Annotated in this window: 18 protein-coding genes; 13 read left to right on the top strand and 5 right to left on the bottom strand. The window is 69.0% G+C overall.

Translation table 11 applies throughout. The annotated features are described in order from the left end of the window. Positions 1-79: 79 nt before the first annotated feature. Complete coding sequence (locus ACLJPX_RS07680; protein ID WP_410599407.1) at positions 80-454, bottom strand: ArsR/SmtB family transcription factor; 375 nt, start codon at positions 452-454, stop codon at positions 80-82. Between the two features lie 108 nt (positions 455-562). Here ACLJPX_RS07680 and ACLJPX_RS07675 point away from each other — a divergent pair, with 108 nt between their 5' ends. Then, complete coding sequence (locus ACLJPX_RS07675) at positions 563-982, top strand: arsenate reductase ArsC (protein WP_410599406.1); 420 nt, start codon at positions 563-565, stop codon at positions 980-982. Continuing rightward, complete coding sequence (gene arsB, locus ACLJPX_RS07670; protein ID WP_410599405.1) at positions 979-2,037, top strand: ACR3 family arsenite efflux transporter; 1,059 nt, start codon at positions 979-981, stop codon at positions 2,035-2,037. Before ACLJPX_RS07675 ends, arsB begins: the two co-directional genes overlap by 4 nt. Here arsB and ACLJPX_RS07665 read toward each other — a convergent pair. Then, positions 1,994-3,358, bottom strand: coding sequence for an FAD-dependent oxidoreductase (locus ACLJPX_RS07665; protein WP_410599404.1), 1,365 nt, complete (start codon positions 3,356-3,358; stop codon positions 1,994-1,996). The genes arsB and ACLJPX_RS07665 overlap by 44 nt on opposite strands. A 104-nt stretch (positions 3,359-3,462) precedes the next feature. Between ACLJPX_RS07665 and ACLJPX_RS07660 the strand changes: the two genes are divergently transcribed. After that, positions 3,463-4,272: a helix-turn-helix domain-containing GNAT family N-acetyltransferase gene (locus ACLJPX_RS07660; RefSeq protein ID WP_410599403.1), complete on the top strand. Its 810-nt coding sequence runs from the start codon at positions 3,463-3,465 to the stop codon at positions 4,270-4,272. A gap of 208 nt (positions 4,273-4,480) precedes the next feature. Here ACLJPX_RS07660 and ACLJPX_RS07655 read toward each other — a convergent pair whose 3' ends face one another. Beyond that, on the bottom strand, positions 4,481-5,086 hold the full coding sequence (locus tag ACLJPX_RS07655) for a MarR family transcriptional regulator (RefSeq protein ID WP_410599402.1): 606 nt from the start codon (positions 5,084-5,086) through the stop codon (positions 4,481-4,483). Between the two features lie 36 nt (positions 5,087-5,122). On the opposite strand from ACLJPX_RS07655, the gene ACLJPX_RS07650 reads away from it, so the two are divergent. After that, positions 5,123-6,520 carry a hypothetical protein gene (locus tag ACLJPX_RS07650; protein ID WP_410599401.1) on the top strand — a complete coding sequence of 466 codons (1,398 nt, stop codon included), beginning with the start codon at positions 5,123-5,125 and terminating at the stop codon, positions 6,518-6,520. An 8-nt stretch (positions 6,521-6,528) separates the two neighbouring features. Here the strand turns inward: ACLJPX_RS07650 and ACLJPX_RS07645 are convergent, their stop codons facing one another. Then, positions 6,529-7,257, bottom strand: coding sequence for a TetR/AcrR family transcriptional regulator (locus tag ACLJPX_RS07645; protein WP_410599400.1), 729 nt, complete (start codon positions 7,255-7,257; stop codon positions 6,529-6,531). Positions 7,258-7,336: 79 nt separating this feature from the next. On the opposite strand from ACLJPX_RS07645, the gene ACLJPX_RS07640 reads away from it, so the two are divergent. Then, positions 7,337-8,449: an FAD-dependent oxidoreductase gene (locus ACLJPX_RS07640; RefSeq protein WP_410599399.1), complete on the top strand. Its 1,113-nt coding sequence runs from the start codon at positions 7,337-7,339 to the stop codon at positions 8,447-8,449. A gap of 43 nt (positions 8,450-8,492) precedes the next feature. Here ACLJPX_RS07640 and ACLJPX_RS07635 read toward each other — a convergent pair whose 3' ends face one another. Further along, positions 8,493-9,617 carry a S1 family peptidase gene (locus ACLJPX_RS07635; protein ID WP_410599398.1) on the bottom strand — a complete coding sequence of 375 codons (1,125 nt, stop codon included), beginning with the start codon at positions 9,615-9,617 and terminating at the stop codon, positions 8,493-8,495. A gap of 186 nt (positions 9,618-9,803) precedes the next feature. Here ACLJPX_RS07635 and ACLJPX_RS07630 point away from each other — a divergent pair, with 186 nt between their 5' ends. The 8 genes from ACLJPX_RS07630 (at position 9,804) to ACLJPX_RS07595 (ending at position 17,011) form a co-directional block, all read left to right on the top strand. Then, entirely contained in the window at positions 9,804-10,157 is a 354-nt protein-coding gene (locus ACLJPX_RS07630) for a DUF3253 domain-containing protein (protein WP_410599397.1), read from the top strand. Beyond that, positions 10,150-10,449: a hypothetical protein gene (locus ACLJPX_RS07625; RefSeq protein WP_410599396.1), complete on the top strand. Its 300-nt coding sequence runs from the start codon at positions 10,150-10,152 to the stop codon at positions 10,447-10,449. The genes ACLJPX_RS07630 and ACLJPX_RS07625 overlap by 8 nt, the downstream gene beginning before the upstream one ends. A gap of 197 nt (positions 10,450-10,646) precedes the next feature. Further along, complete coding sequence (locus tag ACLJPX_RS07620; protein WP_410599395.1) at positions 10,647-11,267, top strand: DUF6801 domain-containing protein; 621 nt, start codon at positions 10,647-10,649, stop codon at positions 11,265-11,267. A 75-nt stretch (positions 11,268-11,342) separates the two neighbouring features. Continuing rightward, positions 11,343-12,992, top strand: coding sequence for a fatty acyl-AMP ligase (locus tag ACLJPX_RS07615; RefSeq protein ID WP_410599394.1), 1,650 nt, complete (start codon positions 11,343-11,345; stop codon positions 12,990-12,992). After that, positions 12,985-13,248, top strand: coding sequence for an acyl carrier protein (locus tag ACLJPX_RS07610; RefSeq protein ID WP_168214359.1), 264 nt, complete (start codon positions 12,985-12,987; stop codon positions 13,246-13,248). The genes ACLJPX_RS07615 and ACLJPX_RS07610 overlap by 8 nt, the downstream gene beginning before the upstream one ends. 5 nt (positions 13,249-13,253) lie before the next feature. Continuing rightward, a complete protein-coding gene (locus ACLJPX_RS07605) occupies positions 13,254-13,565 on the top strand; it encodes a hypothetical protein (protein WP_410599393.1) in 312 nt (103 codons plus the stop codon). Then, complete coding sequence (locus ACLJPX_RS07600; protein WP_410599392.1) at positions 13,565-16,588, top strand: WXG100 family type VII secretion target; 3,024 nt, start codon at positions 13,565-13,567, stop codon at positions 16,586-16,588. Before ACLJPX_RS07605 ends, ACLJPX_RS07600 begins: the two co-directional genes overlap by 1 nt. A 21-nt stretch (positions 16,589-16,609) precedes the next feature. Further along, complete coding sequence (locus ACLJPX_RS07595) at positions 16,610-17,011, top strand: hypothetical protein (RefSeq protein WP_101609023.1); 402 nt, start codon at positions 16,610-16,612, stop codon at positions 17,009-17,011. Positions 17,012-17,038 lie beyond the last annotated feature (27 nt).

Below are 17,038 nucleotides of genomic sequence, written 5' to 3'. Positions count from 1 at the left end.
CTTTCCCGGCAGGTAGGGGAACTCTTCCCGACAGCTGGGGAAATACGGGGCGGGTGGCCGTCGGCGCTGGACCGGTTGTTCAGCACCCCGCGTCGGTGAGGCGGGCGGGCCGGTCGGCGAGCGGGCCGCCCGCGCGGAGCAGGGTTCCCAGGATTTCGAGCGGTTCGGGGACGACGGTGTACCAGCTCCAGGTCCCGCGTCGTTCCCGCACGAGGATCCCGGCGGAGACCAGCACGCGCAGGTGATGACTGAGCGAGGGCTGGGGCATGTCGAATTCTTCGGCCAGGTCGCAGAAACACGCCTCGCCACCGGGGGAGTGCCGCACCAGTGACAGCAGCCGGATCCGCACGGGATCCGACAACGCCTTGAACAGCTTCGCGGCCGTCTCGGCGTCGCCGGGATCGACGACCGCCGCGGGGGCGGCCATCAGCAGGGTCAGTTTCTCGCTCGCCACGACCCTCCCTTCACACCTGGCATCCCACCATACCCGTTGGATTGACAAATCTCGATCCAGTCTCCTAGGTTGCATCGGCGAACTTCGATCCAGTCTCGAGGAGATGGCATGACCCGCACGCCCGAAGTGCTGTTCGTCTGCGTGCACAACGCCGGGAGGTCCCAGCTGGCCGCCGCGCTGGTGCGGCACTACTCGCTCGGCCGGATCGCCGTCCGGTCGGCGGGGTCCGAACCCGCCGAGGCGGTGAACCCCGCCGCCGCGGCCGCGCTCGCGGAGTGGGGCTTGGACATCACCGCCGAGATCCCGGTCAAACTGTCCACAGAGGACGTCGAAGCCTCCGACGTGGTGATCACCATGGGCTGCGGTGACACCTGCCCGGTGTTCCCCGGCAAGCGTTACCTCGACTGGCCGCTCGAAGACCCGGCGGGGCGGGGAGTGGACGCCGTCCGCCCGATCCGCGACGAGATCGACCGCCGCGTCCGCCGCCTGGTCACCGAAATCCTCGACACCCCCAAGGATCCCGCGTGACCCAAACTTCCGACGTCGTGCGCAAACTGTCCTTTCTGGACCGTTATCTGCCGGTGTGGATCGTCGCCGCCATGGTGGCCGGACTGGTGCTGGGCGGCGTGATCCCCGGTCTGCAAGGGGTGCTGGACGCGGTGAAGATCGGGCAGGTGTCGCTGCCGATCGCGCTCGGCCTGCTGCTGATGATGTACCCGGTGCTCGCGAAGGTCCGCTACGACAGGCTGCACACCGTCACCCGTGACCGGCGCACCATGATGCTTTCCTTGGTGCTGAACTGGATTGTCGGCCCGGCGCTGATGTTCGCGCTCGCCTGGCTGATGCTGCCGGACCTTCCCGAGTACCGGACCGGGCTGATCATCGTCGGGCTGGCCCGCTGTATCGCGATGGTGATCATCTGGAACGACCTCGCCTGCGGTGACCGCGAGGCCGCGGCGGTGCTGGTCGCGCTGAACTCGGTCTTCCAGGTGATCATGTTCGGTGTGCTCGGCTGGTTCTACCTCGACCTGCTGCCCGGCTGGCTGGGTCTGGACACGACGACGCTGGACTTCTCGCCGTGGGAGATAGCGCTGAGCGTGGTCATCTTTCTCGGTATCCCGCTCGCCGCCGGCTACCTCTCCCGCCGCGCCGGGGAGCGCGCCAAGGGCCGTGAGTGGTACGAGAACACGTTCCTGCCCAAGATCGGCCCGGTCGCGCTGTACGGCCTGCTGTTCACCATCGTGATCCTTTTCGCGCTGCAAGGCGAGAACATCACCTCGCGGCCGTTCGACGTCGCCCGGATCGCGCTGCCGTTGCTGGTGTATTTCGCGGTCATGTGGGTCGGCGGCTACTCGCTGGGCAAGGCTTCGGGCCTGTCCTACGAGCGAACGACGACACTGGCGTTCACCGCCGCGGGCAACAACTTCGAACTCGCGATCGCCGTCGCGATCGGCGTCTTCGGCGTGACCTCCGGGCAGGCTCTCGCCGGTGTCGTCGGCCCGCTGATCGAAGTACCGGTGCTGGTCGGCCTGGTCTACGTCAGCCTTTGGCTCCGGAAACGCTGGCCTGCCCACGGTTCGTGACCCCGAGCGAGAGGGCCACCGGCTCCGGTGCCGCGCAACAGCCTCCGGCGGCCGGTGCGTCGTCCGGCTCGTCGAACAGGCCGGCGCCACCACAGACTCCGGTTTCGGCCATCCTGAGCTCCACGCGGGCGGCCGCTTCGTGGTCACCGGCGAGCTCTGCGGCGATGCTGCGCACCTGTTCGTAGCCGGTCATGGCGAGGAAAGTCGGCGCCCGGCCGTAACTCTTCATGCCCGCGAGGTAGAAGTCCTTCTCCGGGTGGGCGAGTTCCTTGGCGCCGTGGGGGTACACGGTTCCGCACGAGTGCACGTTCGGATCGATCAGCGGTGCGAGCGCGACCGGCGCCTGCAGGGCCGGGTCCAGTTCCAGCCGGATCTCCGAGAGCCAGCTCAGCTCGGGGCGGAACCCGGACAGGGTCACCACTTCGTCGACCTGGTCGAGCCGCTGCCCGGCGGAGGAGAGCAGCGACAGCCGCCCGTCACCGTCTCGTTCGACAGCCTCGGTGCGGAACCCGGTCACGACCGTGACCAGCCCCGCGTCCACCGCGGCCCGGGCGCGCAGGCCGAGAGCGCCCCGGGCGGGAAGCTGGTCGGCGTCGCCGCCGCCGAAGGTGTCGCCGACCGAACCGCGGCGCAACACCCAGCTGATCCGCGTACTCGCCGAGTCCTTCGCCAGGCCGGACAACGCGACCAGCGCGGTCAGCGCCGAATGCCCGCTGCCCGCGACCACCACGTGTTTGCCCGCGTAGCGCGCCCGCACGGTCTCGTCGCCCAGATCCGGGACCCGATAGCCGATCCGGTCCGCCGCGGTTCGCTCGCCGACGGCGGGAAGTCCTTCCCCGCCAAGGGGATTCGGCGTCGTCCAGGTCCCCGACGCGTCGATCACCGCCCGCGCCGCGATCCGCTCCTCCGAACCGTCGGCGGAGCGGACGTGCACGGTGAACGGCTCGCCGTCCCGGCCGCTGTCCACCACCCGGTCCCGGCCGCGGCGTGCCACTCCGGTCACCTCGGCGCCGAATCGCACCCGGTGGGTCAGTGCTTCCGCCAGCGGCCGCAGATACGACCCGGCCCAGTCCGAACCCGTCGGATAAGCCTCGGAATCCGGCCTCGTCCAGCCGGTCTTCTCCAGCAGCCGCCCGGCCGCCGGAGCGACGAGCTCGGACCAGGAGGAGAACAGCCGGACGTGATTCCACGCCGCCACCGCCGCGCCCGCCCGCGGGCCGCGCTCCAGGACGAGCGGCTCGAGACCCCGCTCCACCAGCTCGGCGGCCGCCGCCAGTCCCACCGGGCCCGCTCCGACCACTACGACAGGAAGCTCGTTCATCCCCATGTCCCTTTCATCGATCACGCTCGATTGAGTCGATGCGGGGGACTGTATCGATGGCCATCGATTGACGCAATCATCGATTCTGGTCGATACTGTGGGCCATGACCTCGGTGGTGCCCGTTCCCCTAGCCGGCCTCCTGCCCGAACAGGAAGCCGCGACCTACGCCGGGTGGTTCGCCTGCCTGGCCGAGCCGATGCGGGTGAAACTGCTGCACGCGGTCGCGACCTCGCCCCGCGGCCTGACCGTCGGTGCCCTGACCGAGATCCTCGGGACCAGCCAGTCGACGTGCTCGCATCACGTCCGGAAGCTGGCCGAGGTCGGTTTCCTGCACCTGCGCAAGGAGGGCACCGCGACCGTCGTCACGATCAACCAGTCCTGCTGCAGCGGTCTCCCGCACGCGGCCGACGCCGTCATGGGCCTGCTCGCCCCGCGGCCTTGCTGCCCGGACAACGTGCCTGACGATGTCATCGTGCGGCCGATGGCCGACGGCGACGAGGAGACATTACGACGGATTTCCGGTGAAGGTGCCGCCGCCGAATTCGACGTCCAAGGATTACCGGATCACCGCTGGGTCGCGGAATACGAGGGCGAAGTCGTCGGCTGGGCCGTCGCGGCACCGATCTCGTCGCGTGCTTGTCATCAAGGCGTCGCCGAGGCCTTTGTCCGGGTCGCCGAAAGCCACCGCGGTCGGGGCGTCGGAAAGGCTTTGATCCACAAACAGGTCACCGAAGCCGACGCCGCCGGGATCCGGACGTTGCAAACCTCGGTCTTCACCGACGACCGCGCGAGCCTCGCCCTGTATCGCAGCGCCGGTTACCGCACCGTCGGCATCCGCGAACGTATCGCCCGGCGTGGCGATGTCTGGCACGACACCATTTTCCTTGAACGTCGCACTGAGGTCGACCGTTGAGCGGAAAGAGAATGGTGCGTGGACTCCGCGTCCGACACTTTCGAACTTTCTCTCAAAAGAAGCGTCGAAAAGCGTCTCATGAGGATTGCTGCGCGTAACCATTCACGGCCTGCCGGCGACTAGTTCAGGAACGGCGGCCGGAGGGTGGGATGAGAATCGCCATTCGCGACAACGGCGGGGAACGGCGAACGCGGTCTCCGGACCGCGGCTATTCGGTCCCTCGATCCGCGAGCTGTTCGGCCACGGCTTCGCCCCGGGGAGTGGCGTACCAGCCTTTCGAGCGGCCGAGCCGGGTTTTGACGACCAGGCCGCGCTCCAGGAGCATCTTTCCGCTGCGGCTGATCTGCGCTTCGTGGACCTTGAGCCGATCACAGACGTCGGAACTGGTGATGTGCGGTTCGCGGTGCACCAGCACGAGCATCCTGGCCGCCCAGGACCTCGGGTCCAGGGTGTCGGCCAGTGCCGCCTGCTCCGCGCGATCGAGCGCGGCTTGCGCCACCTCGGCCAATCCCATGACGACGGCCTCGAGCCGCATGGTGTGGCCGCCCGGTTGCAGCCGCATCCCCGCGTTCTGGAAGGCGCTCAGCGCCGAGCTCAGTGCCGGGATGTCCGCCAGCAGGGCGGCGTCGACCAGCCACCTGCCCACCGCTGCCGCCCAGCGGTCGACCGCCGCGTGGTCGCCGAGCACCTTTCCCTCACCGGTCTCTTCTTTCAGCTTCGTCGCCCAGGCTTCGAAGCCTCGGGATATCCCCTCGGCGGTGGGCCTCAGGCTCGCCGGTGTCGTGTCCGGTGCGGCTGTCGCAGTCGAGGGCATGGGCTCTCCACCTCCAGAATCAAGGAAGTGTTAAGTATGGATCCTGCCGACGAGTTCGTCAACCTCTACGACGAGCTCAAGAAAGTGCACGGGGACACGCTCAGCGAGTGGTCGGTGCGCGACAGCGTCCGGGCCGTCAAGGAAGCCGTGCGGAACGAGGTGCGGACGACGGGCTTCCTTTCCGCGGAGTGGATCTCCGACTCCCCGGACGATCCGACGGGTTTCGGCATTCTGCTCGGTCTGGACCTCGCGCTCCTCGACGCCAACGCCGACACGTCCTACCTGGGTTTCCGGGCACTCGACTACCTGCAGGTGCGGCTGGAGATGAACGGCAGGCTCAACGACCGGACCGGGGGCATCCTGCTGCCCCGCCGCACTTCCCCCTGCCGTCCGAACGAGGACGCGGAGGATATCGACGATTTCCTCCAGTTGTTGCGGATCCCGCCCTATGTCAGCGCCAATCTGCAGATTTCCCGGGTCCCCGCCGTCCGCGACCTGCCGCGGCCGGACGGGCTCGGCCTGCTCAAGATCGCGCAGCTGCCCCTGCTGGCCGAGCCGGCCGACCTGCGCTGGGAGCCTGATCATCCCGACGGTGGGTTCTACACCGTCGGGCCCGTCAGTACGCGACTCGACGACCGGATCGCGAGGGCGCTGAACGTTCTCGACAAGAGCGGGGCGGTACTGGCGATCCTCCCGGAGGGTTGCCTGGACGACAGCCTCCTTGAACGGTGGCGTGAGCTGCTTCGGGCCACGCCGCGGCCCGAAGGGAGCTCGCTCACCTGGCTCCTGCTGGGAACCGGTCCGGTGATCGGTGTGGGACCGCATCCGGCCAGCAGCCGTCCGCCGAACCGCGCCGTCCTCGTCCATCGCAACGGCTGGGTCGAGCCGATGCTCACCCAGGACAAGATGTCGGGATTCTGTTTCACGGTGGGGAAACAGAAGGAGTACGAGGTCGAGCTCGGCGGGGTCAAACGCGACGAACGCATCTCCCACGATTCCCTGATCACCGTGCTCGACTCGCGCGCGGGGCGATTCGCCGTCCAGGTGTGCGAGGACTTCACCCGTCCGGCGCGGCGCCTGCATCTCGTCGCGGCCGGGGTCACCCACCTTCTCGTCCCGGTCCTCGCGGCCCCGATGTGGAAGCAGGGATGGCAGGCGGGAGCGGGTCAGGTGCTGACCGTGCACCTCGGGGCGAAAGCGGCGGTGAGCAACGGACTGGCGATCACGCGCTTCTACCGGGAGGAGAAAAGCGGGACGTGCGGACCCTTCGAAATCGAGTATCCGGCGACCACGTTGCTGACCACCGCCGGCCCGTCGCACCGGCCTGACGAATATCTGACGACCGACGACATGGTCAAGGAGTACCGGAACCCGGAAGCCCGGCGGCAGCAGGCACTCGAGGACGCTTTGACCCCGAGGCTGGCGGATTGGTGATCATCCCGCTAGGACCGGGAGAGGTTGTCCATGATCAGGTCGAGGGTGAAGTCGAAGCGGTCGTGCCCGGTGCCGGAGGTCAGCGCGTCGGCGTGGCGCCGGGTCTGCGGAAACGCGTCGGCAGGCAGGGCGGCGAACCGGCGTAGCAGCTCTTCGCGGCTGACAACCCACTCCTGCTCCGGGTCTTTCCGCCGCTGCTGGACGAGTGACTGTTCCAGGGCGTAGGCGCTGACGTAGAGGGACAGGGCGTCGAGTGCCCAGGCGGCGGTCTGCGGTTCGATGCCCCCGGCGAGCAGGATCGTCAGGAGTCCTTCACGTACCTGCAGCGTGTGCAGGTTGGTGGGGACCGTGCCCAGCGCGGCACGGGAAACGCCGGGGTACTTCAGGTACTGGTCGCGGATCTGCGTGTAGACGTCACGGATCTGCTGTCGCCACCGCGCCGGATCCGGTTCGGGGAGCACGACCGCGGCGTAGAGCCGCCCGACGAGCAGATCGTCGATGTCGTCCTTGTTGACGATGTGCGCGTACAGCGACGACGGCCCGGCGCCGAGCACCGCGGCGACCCGGCGGATGGTCAGGGCGTCGTAGCCCTCGGTGGCCACGACCTGCAGGGCGGCGTCGGTGATCCGGTCGACCGTGATGGGCTGCTTGCGCGGCGGCGACGTCGCGGGATCCCCGGTGGGCTGGGCGTGACGGGCTGCTCGGCGTTGCCGGGGATCGGAGGGCATGCCGGTCACTCTAGCTTGACACGAACTTAGTTCGCCGCGTAGAACTTAGTTCGTTGATGACGAACTAAGTTCGAAACGGAGGCGCGTGATGCGAGTTTCAGTTGCCGGAGCCGGTCTGGGAGGTCTGTGCCTGGCGCAGGGTCTGCGCGGCGCCGGCATCGAGACCGAGGTCTACGAGCGGGATCCGGCGATCACCGCGCGGTTCCAGGGCTACCGGCTCGTGCTGAACCCGGCGGGGTTCGAAGCGGTGCGCGCCTGCCTGCCACCGCGCTGGCATCCGCTGCTGGACGCGATCGTCGGTGACGCCTACGGCGAGCGGCTGATCCTGGACCGGCACCTGAACCGGATCGGCGAGCTCGGCCCCGGCAGGACCGGCACCGTGGTCGACCGGCACGTGCTCCGGCATCTGCTGCTGACCGGGCTCCGGGTGCGGACCGGTGCCGGGGTGACCGGCTACGACGTACTGCCCGACGGCAAGGTTTCCGCCCGCTTCGCGCACGGTGACCCGGTGACCGCCGATCTGCTGGTCGGAGCGGACGGGGTCGGCTCCGCCGTCCGCGCGGCGCTGGCACCGCGGATCACCCCGACCGACACCGGTGTCCGGTTCGTCATCGGCCGCACGCCGCTGACCGAACGTTTTACCGGACTGTCGCGGGCTTTCGGCTCGAAGATTGCCGGGGACGGCATGAGCCTGCTGCTCGGGGCGATGCGGTTCCGCACCCCGCCGAAGGAGGCGGCCGAGCGGCTGGCGCCCGAGGTGACCCTTCCCGACGTCCGTGATTACGTGCGCTGGGCGATGATCCTGCCGAACGGTCCACTCGGCGCCGCGACCCCGCAGGAGGCCGCACTGTCCAGGATGGACGGTTGGCATCCGGAACTCCGGGCGCTCGTCGAGCAGTCCGATCCGGACAACAGCACCCTGCTGTCCATCCGGGTGGTCGAACCTCGCGAGCGCTGGGCGCCGGGTCCGGTCACCCTGCTCGGTGACGCGATCCACGCCACCTCGCCGACCGGCGGCAACGGCGCGAACACCGCCCTGCGCGACGCCGATCTGCTGCGCCGCTGCCTGATCGAGGCATCGGAGGGCCGACAGGACCTTCTCGACGCCGTCGGTGATTACGAGCGGCAGATGTTCGCTTACGGTGCCGAGGCTGTGCGCCACAGTCTCGACGCGCTTCCCGCCTACGTCCCGAACTCGTGAGTGGTAAGGACGGTTCTAACCGTCCTTACCACTCACGAGGGGGTCACGCGGTGACGAGCGACAAACCGTAGGTCTGCAGGATCTCGTTCACCGGCTGGAACCAGGTTTCGCCGCCGGAGCCACAGTTGCCCCAGCCGCCGGAGGTGACGCCCTGCGCCTGGTCGCCGGTGATGAACGAGCCACCGGAGTCGCCGGGCTCCGCGCAGACGTTGGTGCGGGTCATCTGGTGGACCGCGCCCTGTGAGTAGTTGACGGTCTCGTTATGCCCCAGCACGGTGCCGCAGTGCCAGTGCGTCGTCGAGCCCGACCGGCACACCGAGGTGCCGACGGGGGCGACCCACGATCCCCGGACGAGTGCGTCGCTCACCGTGCCCCAGCCGAGGACGACCGGCGCGGTCCACCAGCCGTTGCCGATCCGGATGAACGCGTAGTCGTTGCCGGGGAAGGAAGAACCGGCGAAGTTGCCCATCGCCGAGCCGTCCCAGCCGACGACGGAGCTACCGTTGCCGCCGCAGTGACCGGCGCTGACGAATCCACCGTGGACGGAGAAGCCGATCGAGCAGCGGGTGTTGCCGTTGATGTAGTACGGGTCGCCGCCGACGGTGCCCGCCGCGAACGGTTCGGCCTTCGGCGCGGCGACCACGGTGACCGGACCGGCCTTCCTCGCCCTGGCCAGGAAGTCGTCGACGTCAGAGCCGTGCGCGCCCGGCCGGACGGCGACCACGACACTGCCGCTGCGGGGGTCGGCACGCCAGCCGCTGACCGCCGCGGGGGCGGGCCTGCGCTGGGCCGACAAGTCGATTTCGGCCTTCGCCGCGTCGAGTTTCGCCGCGCTGATGGCGGCGGTGGCGGGTTCGGCACCGGCCTGCCGGACGGCGGAAGCCGCCGCGGGATCGGTCACCCCGACGACGAGTTTGCCGCGGGCCGGATCGAACCAGGCACCGCCGAACGCCGCGCCGGCGGCCTGCTGGGCGGCGGGCATCACGCGTGAGGCGGTCATTTCCTGGGCGAGCCGGGTTTCGGCCTGTGCGGCGGTGAGCCCCAGATCCCGCTGCATGGCGGTGATCAGTCCGGGGGAAGCCAGCGCGACGGGGGCGAGGGCGGCGGAAGTGAGGCTCGCGGTCAGGACGGCGGCTCCGCCGAGTGCCAGGGCGATTCTTCGACGCATGGGGATCCTCCAAGGCCGGGGGAAAGAAACACACTGCTCGCAGAGTGTGCGGTCGAGATCCGCGGAAGGGCGAGAAATGTCCGGTCTTCTGTCCGAAATTCATCGAAGCGAACGGCCACTCGGAGTAGTGGGTGGTCGTGCCCGGTGCGTCGAGCGGCGGGGATCGATCGGTGCGACCCTGGTGGGATGACCGAGCTGCCTGCCCCGCGGCGCGAACTGGAGCGGATCCGGGACGGTGGCGGCCCCGGGGCGGACCAGGCGAGGATCGCGTTGACCGCGCAGGCCCCGCCGGATCGGCTGCGGGCCGCCATCGTCGCGTTGACCGCGGCGCGGGGCGCGGACAGCAGCACCTGCCCGTCCGACGCGGCCAGGGCCGTGGCCGACGACTGGCGCCCCCTGATGCCGCAGGCCCGGGAGTTGGCCAGGGAACTCGCTCGCGCCGGTGAAGTGCGGCTCACCCAGCGGAGCCGTTCGCTGGATCCGGACGGTGACTGGCGCGGGCCGATCAGGATCCGGTCTCCCCGGAGCTCGGATGGCTGAGCCGGAGCGGACACCGGACGGGCGTTTCGTCGTGATCGACGGACGGCGCTGGCGGGCGACCGATCCCGAGATTCCGGAGGAAACGGCGGCCACGCTGCGGAGCCTGCTGATGCGTGCCCGGCGCGACGTCGGCGCGGCCCGTCGTGACCAGGACACCGAGGCGGAACGAGACGCCCGGTCGCGCGTGCACCTCGCCAAGGTCGCCTTGGGGGAACGAGGCACTCCCTGGTGGGAACAGGATTCCGCCGAGCGGCGGCGACGCTGGCAACAGGGACTGGACGCCTTGAGCTGAAGCGCGGAACCGTCCGGGACAGGTACCCGTCTGGCAAGAATGCGATCCGGGAATCGTCCTCGAATGACAAGAACAATCGGAACCCGGTCGCCTGAATCGATACGAATACGTTGGTGTGTTGTTGACCGGTTCGGACCGTCGTAACGTTTTCCCGGATTTCGTCATTCCTTTTCCCGAATTCCTGACCGGAGGATTCCATGAAGCGCGTTTCGTCCGTAAGACCTTTTGCCCGGATCGCCGCCGCTCTCGTCTTCGCCGGAGCCGTTGTCACCTTGCCCGCCGCTTCCGCTAGCGCCGCGCCGCTCGCCGGACCGGTGACCAAGGACCTGACATTCACCTGCGAAATGCCGCTCATCGGAGCGCAGCCTGTCGCCGCGAAGGTGACCGCGACCTTTCCCGAGGCGGTGACCGCGGGCTCCCCGATCGATGTCACCGGCTTTTCGGTGGCCGTTTCCCTCGACGGTGACAGCGTCACCGCGCTGAATCTGATCGGCGCGGCGACGATCGAAGGAACGGCGTCGGCCAACGTCGACGTCGACTACAACGGCACCGAACTCGGTGTCACGCTCAACGGCCTGGGTTTCCCGGTCACCGCCGTACCGCAGGACGGCCCGCTGGCGCTCAGCATCACCGGCCCGATCCCCGGGCTCACCGTGAAGAAGCCCGGTTCGGTCGCCTTCGCCGTGGGCGGCGCCTTCACCGGGAAGGTCACGCCGAGGCACGCGGACGGGACGCCGACGGACCTCGGCACGTTCGACCTGCCGTGCGGCATCGCCCCCGGCCAGGACGCCTCGCTCGCGACCGTGACGGTGAACTGACCCGGTACCCGGCGCCCCTGCGGGCCCCGCAGGGGCGCTAAGCGGATGATCACCGCCTCCAGTAAGTTGCCGGACATGACCGCGTCGCCGGTGGAAGTTCCGGAGCAGGTGCTGCGCACCTCGATCGTCGAGCGGCTGTTCGCTCGCGAGACCGACCCGCGCCCGCTGTTCACGCATCAGGATCACGGCGCGGGCGTGGACAACACGGTCACCTGGGCGGAGTTCGTCTCCCGGGTCAGGGAAGTCGCGGGGGAGCTGGGCCGGGTCACGCGTCCGGGTGATCGCGTCGCCGTGCTGACCGGCCAAGACCTGAACTACCCCCTCGCGTTCTTCGGAGCGCTCGCCGCGGGGCTGGTGGCCGTGCCGTTGATGGCGCCGGGCAGCCCCGCGCAGCGGGGCAGGCTCGCCGGTGTGCTGGAAGACTGCGGTGCCCGGGTCTGGCTGACGTCGTCGGCCGCCGCCGCGAAGACGCGGGAAGCCGGGACGCCCGAACATCTTCTCGTGGTCGACGAGCTTTCCGGGCCGGGCGCGGATCCGCTCCCGGTCGCGCCCGAGAGTCCCGCCTACCTCCAGTACACGTCCGGATCGACGCGAGAGCCCGCCGGCGCCGTGATCCTGCATCGGGCGGTCACCGCGGCCTGCTGGCAGGCGAGCCAGGCCTACGCGGTCGACGAGGGGACCACCTGCGCGGGCTGGATCCCGTTCTTCCACGACATGGGCCTGATCCAGCTTCTTTGCCTGCCGGTCTTCGCGGGCGCGCGGTCGGTGTTCATGTCGCCCGCCGAATTCGTGCACCGGCCCGCGAGGTGGCTGCGTCAGCTCGCCGATCACCCGGCCGTGTTCACCGCCGCGCCGAATTTCGCGTTCGACCTGGCCGCCGACGCCGCGGAAGACGCCGGGGACGATCTGGACCTCTCCGACGTGCGGATCGCACTCAACGGCGCCGAACCGATCCAGCCGCGTACGGTCGCGCGCTTCCGGGAGGTCTTCGGCCCGCGCGGGTTCCGGCCCGAAGCCCACCGTCCGTCCTACGGTTTGGCGGAGGCCACCGTGTACGTGGCGAGCGCGGGCGCGGAAGGACCGCGGGGCGCGGTGTTCGACAGGGAGGCCCTCGCGCAGGGCCGCGCGGTCGAGGTGCCGGACGGCCAGGAGCTCGTCTCGGTCGGCCGACCGCTCGGCCAGCGGGTGCGGATCGTCCGCGACGGTGTCGCGCAGCCCGACGGCCTGGCCGGGGAGATCTGGATCCACGGCCCGAACGTCGCGGCCGGTTACTGGGGCCGTGGCGACGCCGCCGCGTTCGGCGGGGAACTCGAGGGCGACGGCGGCTGGCTGCGCACCGGCGACCTCGGCGTCGTCCACCGCGGGGACCTCTACATCACCGGCAGGCTCAAGGACCTCATCGTCATCGACGGCCGCAACTTCCACCCGCAGGACATCGAAGCGGTGGCGGGTGAAGCGCATCCGGCGATCCGCCGCGACCGCGTCGCCGCTTTCGGGGTGGCGGACGAAATGGGTGAAGGGGCGATGTTGGTAGCCGAATGGGCAAAGAACGCCGAAGCCGATGTCAAAGAAGTCACCCGGATGGTATTGCGCGCGGTGTCACGTGAACATGATCTGACGTTGCGATCGGTACGTCTGGTTCCCTCCGGTGACCTTCCGCGCACTTCCAGTGGCAAGGTGGCGCGGGCGGCGGCCAAGGCGCGTTATAGTCGGCGCCGTGGGTGATCACCGCGCGGAGGTCGTGAAGGTCGTCAGCGAGACTTTTCGGCTTGATCCCGCCGAAATCGAGCCGGACGCACCGCTCGAAGAGCTGGGCATCGACTCCAAGGGACGGATAAAACTCCTGTCGGCGCTGGAGATCTACCACGACGTGAGGATTGATCTGGACCAGCTCGACCGGTTCACCGACATCGGGTCGGTGGCCGAAGTGCTCACAGAGGCACTCGGCGATAAAGCCGACGGATCCGACGAAAGGCGCTGAAAAGAATGAGCGGGGGCTTCACCGCGGCGACCGATGCGCTTTCATCGGCATCGAAGAACATCGGCAAGCTGACGGAACAGTTGCTCGAAGACAATCCTGATCTGTCGAGCACACCGGTGAACGCGGCGGGCTTCGGCCAGGCTCACGGCGACCACTCGAAGAAGTACACCGACGGCGTGGCGGCGCTGTGGGCCTCGGTCCAGGGATACAGCAAAACGCTCGGCTCGTTCGGCACGAACCTCGGCACCGCGGGCACCACTTACGGTGCCAACGAGGACGAGACGAAGAACAAGATCACCAAGACGGGGACGCGCTAGTGGCCGACGAACTCACCTGGACCGAAGTCAAGGCCGTCCTCGACGACCCGAGCGTGCCGCCCGGTAACAAGACGGCGCTCATCGGCTCGTGGATCAAGACGCATCCGGCGCCGCCCCCGTGGGGCGGGGTCGAGGAGCCGGAAGAGATCAAGCAGAAGCGCAAGGAAGCCGAAAAGTACGCGCAGACCTTCAACGCCCTTCCGTTCATGCCGTACGACGACGACACCAAAAAGATCTACGGTGGCGCGAAGGCGGCAGGCGATCAGGCCAGCTTCACCCAGAAGGAAGAGACGAAGGCCGTCAACGACGGCGACAAGAAGCTGGACGGCACAAAGGAACCCACGCCGGAAGGCGGCGGGACCAAGACGTCGGACGAGATCTTCGACACCGCCGTACCCGCGCTCAAGGTCTTCCAGACCTTCGGTTCACTGCTGGCGAAGCTCCCGGAGGACTGCCGGGGGACCAGCCGCGCGCTCGACTTCGAGAAGGACATCAAGAAGCCGTTCGACGAGCAGCGCGGCATCAACTTCAAGAACTTCGTCGACGACGCCGCGCACTTCAAGACGGGCTCGAAGACCGTCGAGAAGGCCATCGACGACACCGGATCCCAGCTGAACACCCTGTACGGGACCTGGACCGGAAAGGCCGCGGACGCTTCGTCGGAGAACTACAACGAGAAGATCCATCCCAAGGCCAAGAAACTCGCCCAGACGCTGAACACCGCCGGCGAAGCGACGCTGCACACCACCACCACGGTGTTCAAGCTCTGCAAGGAGAAGGCCGACCAGGTCGTCAAGGGTTACAAAGAGGTGGTCGGCAAGGCCGACTTCGCGATGGCGCAGAAGGTCGTCGCCATCGCCGCCGGTGAGAAGAGCGGCAAGGAAGACCTCGGCGCGATCGCGGGCTGGATGGACGCCAACTTCGGCTCCAACCTCGTGCAGCAGCTGAACAACGACGGCTGCTGCGACGACGACGAATTCAAGAAGGCGGGCCAGAACCTCGCCAAGCAGTGGATCCAGAGGCAGTTCATCCCGGAGATGTGGACCACCATCTACCTGGGCTTCGAGAAGAACTGCAAGGAAACCAAGGATTTCGTCAACCAGGCCTATGACGAACTCGACAAGGTGATGGGCAAGGTCAAGAACGAGTTCGAAGGCGCGGGCGCGGACGGCAAGGGTGGCGCGGGCGGCCCCGGCGGTGGCACGGGTGGCGGACCCGGCGGCCAGGGCAACGGCGGACCGGACTTCACCGGCGGTTCCGGCGATGGCAAGGGCGGTTCCGGCAGCGGAGGCCCCGGCGGCGGTCCTGGTGGCGGCTCCGGCGACGGCACCGGCTCATCGGGCCAGAAGCCGCCGCCCGTTCCGGATGTGAAGATCCCCGAAGGTGGTTCCGGCGGCGGCCCGGGAGGCGGCCCGGAGGGTTCGGGCAGCGGCACGGGTGGCGGCTCGGGCACCGGCGGTTCCGGTTCGGGTGGCGGCAACGGCCCGGCGGACCCGCCCAAGCCTCCGCCGATCCCGGACGTGAAGATCCCCGACAGCGGAGCCGGCGGCGGCTCGCCGGGCGGCGGTTCCAGCGGTGGCTCCGGTGGCGGTCCGGCAGGCGGCAAGGACGAGACGTCGCCCTCGGGCTCCGCTCCGCCGTCGAACACCGGCGACGAGCAGCGGGCCGCGGCCGAAGAAGCGAAGAAGCAGGCCGCGGCGGCGGCCGAGAACGCGAAGAAGCAGGCTGCCGAGGCACTGGGCAAGCTGGGCGACGGTCCCACCGGCGCGGATCTCGGCGGTTCCGGCGGATCCGGTCCGGGTGGTTCCGGTCCGGGCGGTGGCACCGGCGGCGGTAGCGGCACGGATCCCGCGTCCGAAGCCAAGGCAGCGGCCGAGAAGGCGACCGAAGAAGCGAAGAAGCAAGCTTCCGAAGCGCTCGACAAACTCGGCGACGCTCCTGGCGGTACGGGGGAGGCCGACTCCAAGGAATCCGCCGAGAAGGCCGCCGAAGAAGCGAAGAAAAAGGCTTCCGAAGCGCTGGACAAGCTCGGCGACGACATGCCGGGCGGGGACGGCGACAAGCTGACCGGTGACAAGACCGGTGAAGACGGCGACAAGACCAAGGACGGCGAGAAGGCCGAAGACGGCGAACGCGAAACCCTCAAGGTCAAGCAGGGCGACAAGACCTTCGAGATGACCGAGCCGGACAAAGACGGCGAGATGGAGATCAAGGTCGGCGACGGTTCGGGGCCTGCCAAGGACTTCAAGCTCGACTGGACCGGCGACGAGTCCAAGCTGGGCGACGCTCCCGATGGCGACGGCAAGAAGGACGACGTCCACCGCCCCGGGGCGGACGGCAAGATCCACATCCAGGACGGCGATGTGAAGATCACCGCCGAACGTCCCGACGGCCCGTCCGGGCCGACGGTCGTCACCGTCGACGACGGCACCGGGAAACCGACCACGTACACCCTCGGCGAGGACAAGGATCCCTCGGACACGCACAAGCCCTCAGCCGAGACCAAGCCCCTCACCGGGACGACGCAGCCCGAGCACCGTGCGCCGTTCACCCCGCACCAGGGTGGCGGGGGAACCGTCCCCGACGGTATCCGCGCCGGTGACCTCGACGGCGGTGGCGGAGGCGGTGGCAGCCACGGCGGTGGCGGTGGCGGCGGCCACGCCGGTGGCGGCGGCGCGGGGATCGCGGCCCCGTTCGAAACCGCGACCCCCGTGAGCGGACAGCCGTCGTCGTTGACCGAAGGCGTGCACACCGGCGGCGGGGCGCATCAGCCGCAACCCGTGCCCGCGGGGGCCCCGTCCGCTCCGGTGAGCGGATCGACCGGCCAGTCGTTCGGCGGCGGCGCGATGCCGCCGATGGGCGGCATGGGCGGCGGTGGCCAGGGTGGCGGCGGTGACCAGGAACGGTCCAACCGGGCGTACCGGATCGAGGGCGAGGTGTTCGACCAGATCAACGAACCCACCGGCCGGATCACCGGTTCGCTGCTGGACGATGAGGATCAGCCGGTCACCCGCAGGCGGTAAGCCGAGGCAGGAGAGAAACAGATGAGCGCCGATGACACCGCCGGGATGAAGGCGACCCTGGACGGTCTGGTCCGCGAGCAGTCGGAGCGCCGGGCCCTGCGGGACAAGAAGGCCGACGAGATCAAGGCGAGCTCGCAGGAGTTCATGACCAAGCAGGTCCAGACCGCCCAACGCTACGTCGAGCACCGGCGTGAGCTGGGGGAGCGCAAGACGAAGTCCGGTTGGAGCACCGACCGGTCGCACGCGGAGCCCGGGAACTCGTCGGCGTTCGACGGCGCCCCTGCCTTCGAGGACCCCGCGGCTCCGTTCACCTCGGAGCCGCCCGCCCGCGTGGGGCGGGACACCCCTCGGCGCGCTCCTCGTCGTCCGGCTCCGGTGGACGACGAGGACGACGCCTTCCTCAACAACCGCTGGCGGGAGTGACTTCGCCCCGGCGGCGAACCTCAACCC

Origin of the sequence: Amycolatopsis sp. lyj-90, assembly GCF_046549035.1 — a bacterium.
GTDB lineage: Bacteria > Actinomycetota > Actinomycetes > Mycobacteriales > Pseudonocardiaceae > Amycolatopsis.
The sequence above is the reverse complement of the archived record's forward strand: the minus strand, read 5'-3'. Positions and strand labels throughout refer to the sequence as shown.

Excerpts from the sequence above, each read along its gene's own strand:
- ACLJPX_RS07675 (WP_410599406.1), top strand. The coding sequence starts at position 563 with ATGACCCGCACGCCCGAAGTGCTGTTCGTCTGCGTGCACAACGCCGGG.
- ACLJPX_RS07665 (WP_410599404.1), bottom strand. The coding sequence starts at position 3,358 with ATGAACGAGCTTCCTGTCGTAGTGGTCGGAGCGGGCCCGGTGGGACTG.
- ACLJPX_RS07660 (WP_410599403.1), top strand. The coding sequence starts at position 3,463 with ATGACCTCGGTGGTGCCCGTTCCCCTAGCCGGCCTCCTGCCCGAACAG.
- ACLJPX_RS07655 (WP_410599402.1), bottom strand. The coding sequence starts at position 5,086 with ATGCCCTCGACTGCGACAGCCGCACCGGACACGACACCGGCGAGCCTG.
- ACLJPX_RS07650 (WP_410599401.1), top strand. The coding sequence starts at position 5,123 with ATGGATCCTGCCGACGAGTTCGTCAACCTCTACGACGAGCTCAAGAAA.
- ACLJPX_RS07640 (WP_410599399.1), top strand. The coding sequence starts at position 7,337 with ATGCGAGTTTCAGTTGCCGGAGCCGGTCTGGGAGGTCTGTGCCTGGCG.
- ACLJPX_RS07635 (WP_410599398.1), bottom strand. The coding sequence starts at position 9,617 with ATGCGTCGAAGAATCGCCCTGGCACTCGGCGGAGCCGCCGTCCTGACC.
- ACLJPX_RS07630 (WP_410599397.1), top strand. The coding sequence starts at position 9,804 with ATGACCGAGCTGCCTGCCCCGCGGCGCGAACTGGAGCGGATCCGGGAC.
- ACLJPX_RS07625 (WP_410599396.1), top strand. The coding sequence starts at position 10,150 with ATGGCTGAGCCGGAGCGGACACCGGACGGGCGTTTCGTCGTGATCGAC.
- ACLJPX_RS07620 (WP_410599395.1), top strand. The coding sequence starts at position 10,647 with ATGAAGCGCGTTTCGTCCGTAAGACCTTTTGCCCGGATCGCCGCCGCT.
- ACLJPX_RS07615 (WP_410599394.1), top strand. The coding sequence starts at position 11,343 with ATGACCGCGTCGCCGGTGGAAGTTCCGGAGCAGGTGCTGCGCACCTCG.
- ACLJPX_RS07605 (WP_410599393.1), top strand. The coding sequence starts at position 13,254 with ATGAGCGGGGGCTTCACCGCGGCGACCGATGCGCTTTCATCGGCATCG.
- ACLJPX_RS07595 (WP_101609023.1), top strand. The coding sequence starts at position 16,610 with ATGAGCGCCGATGACACCGCCGGGATGAAGGCGACCCTGGACGGTCTG.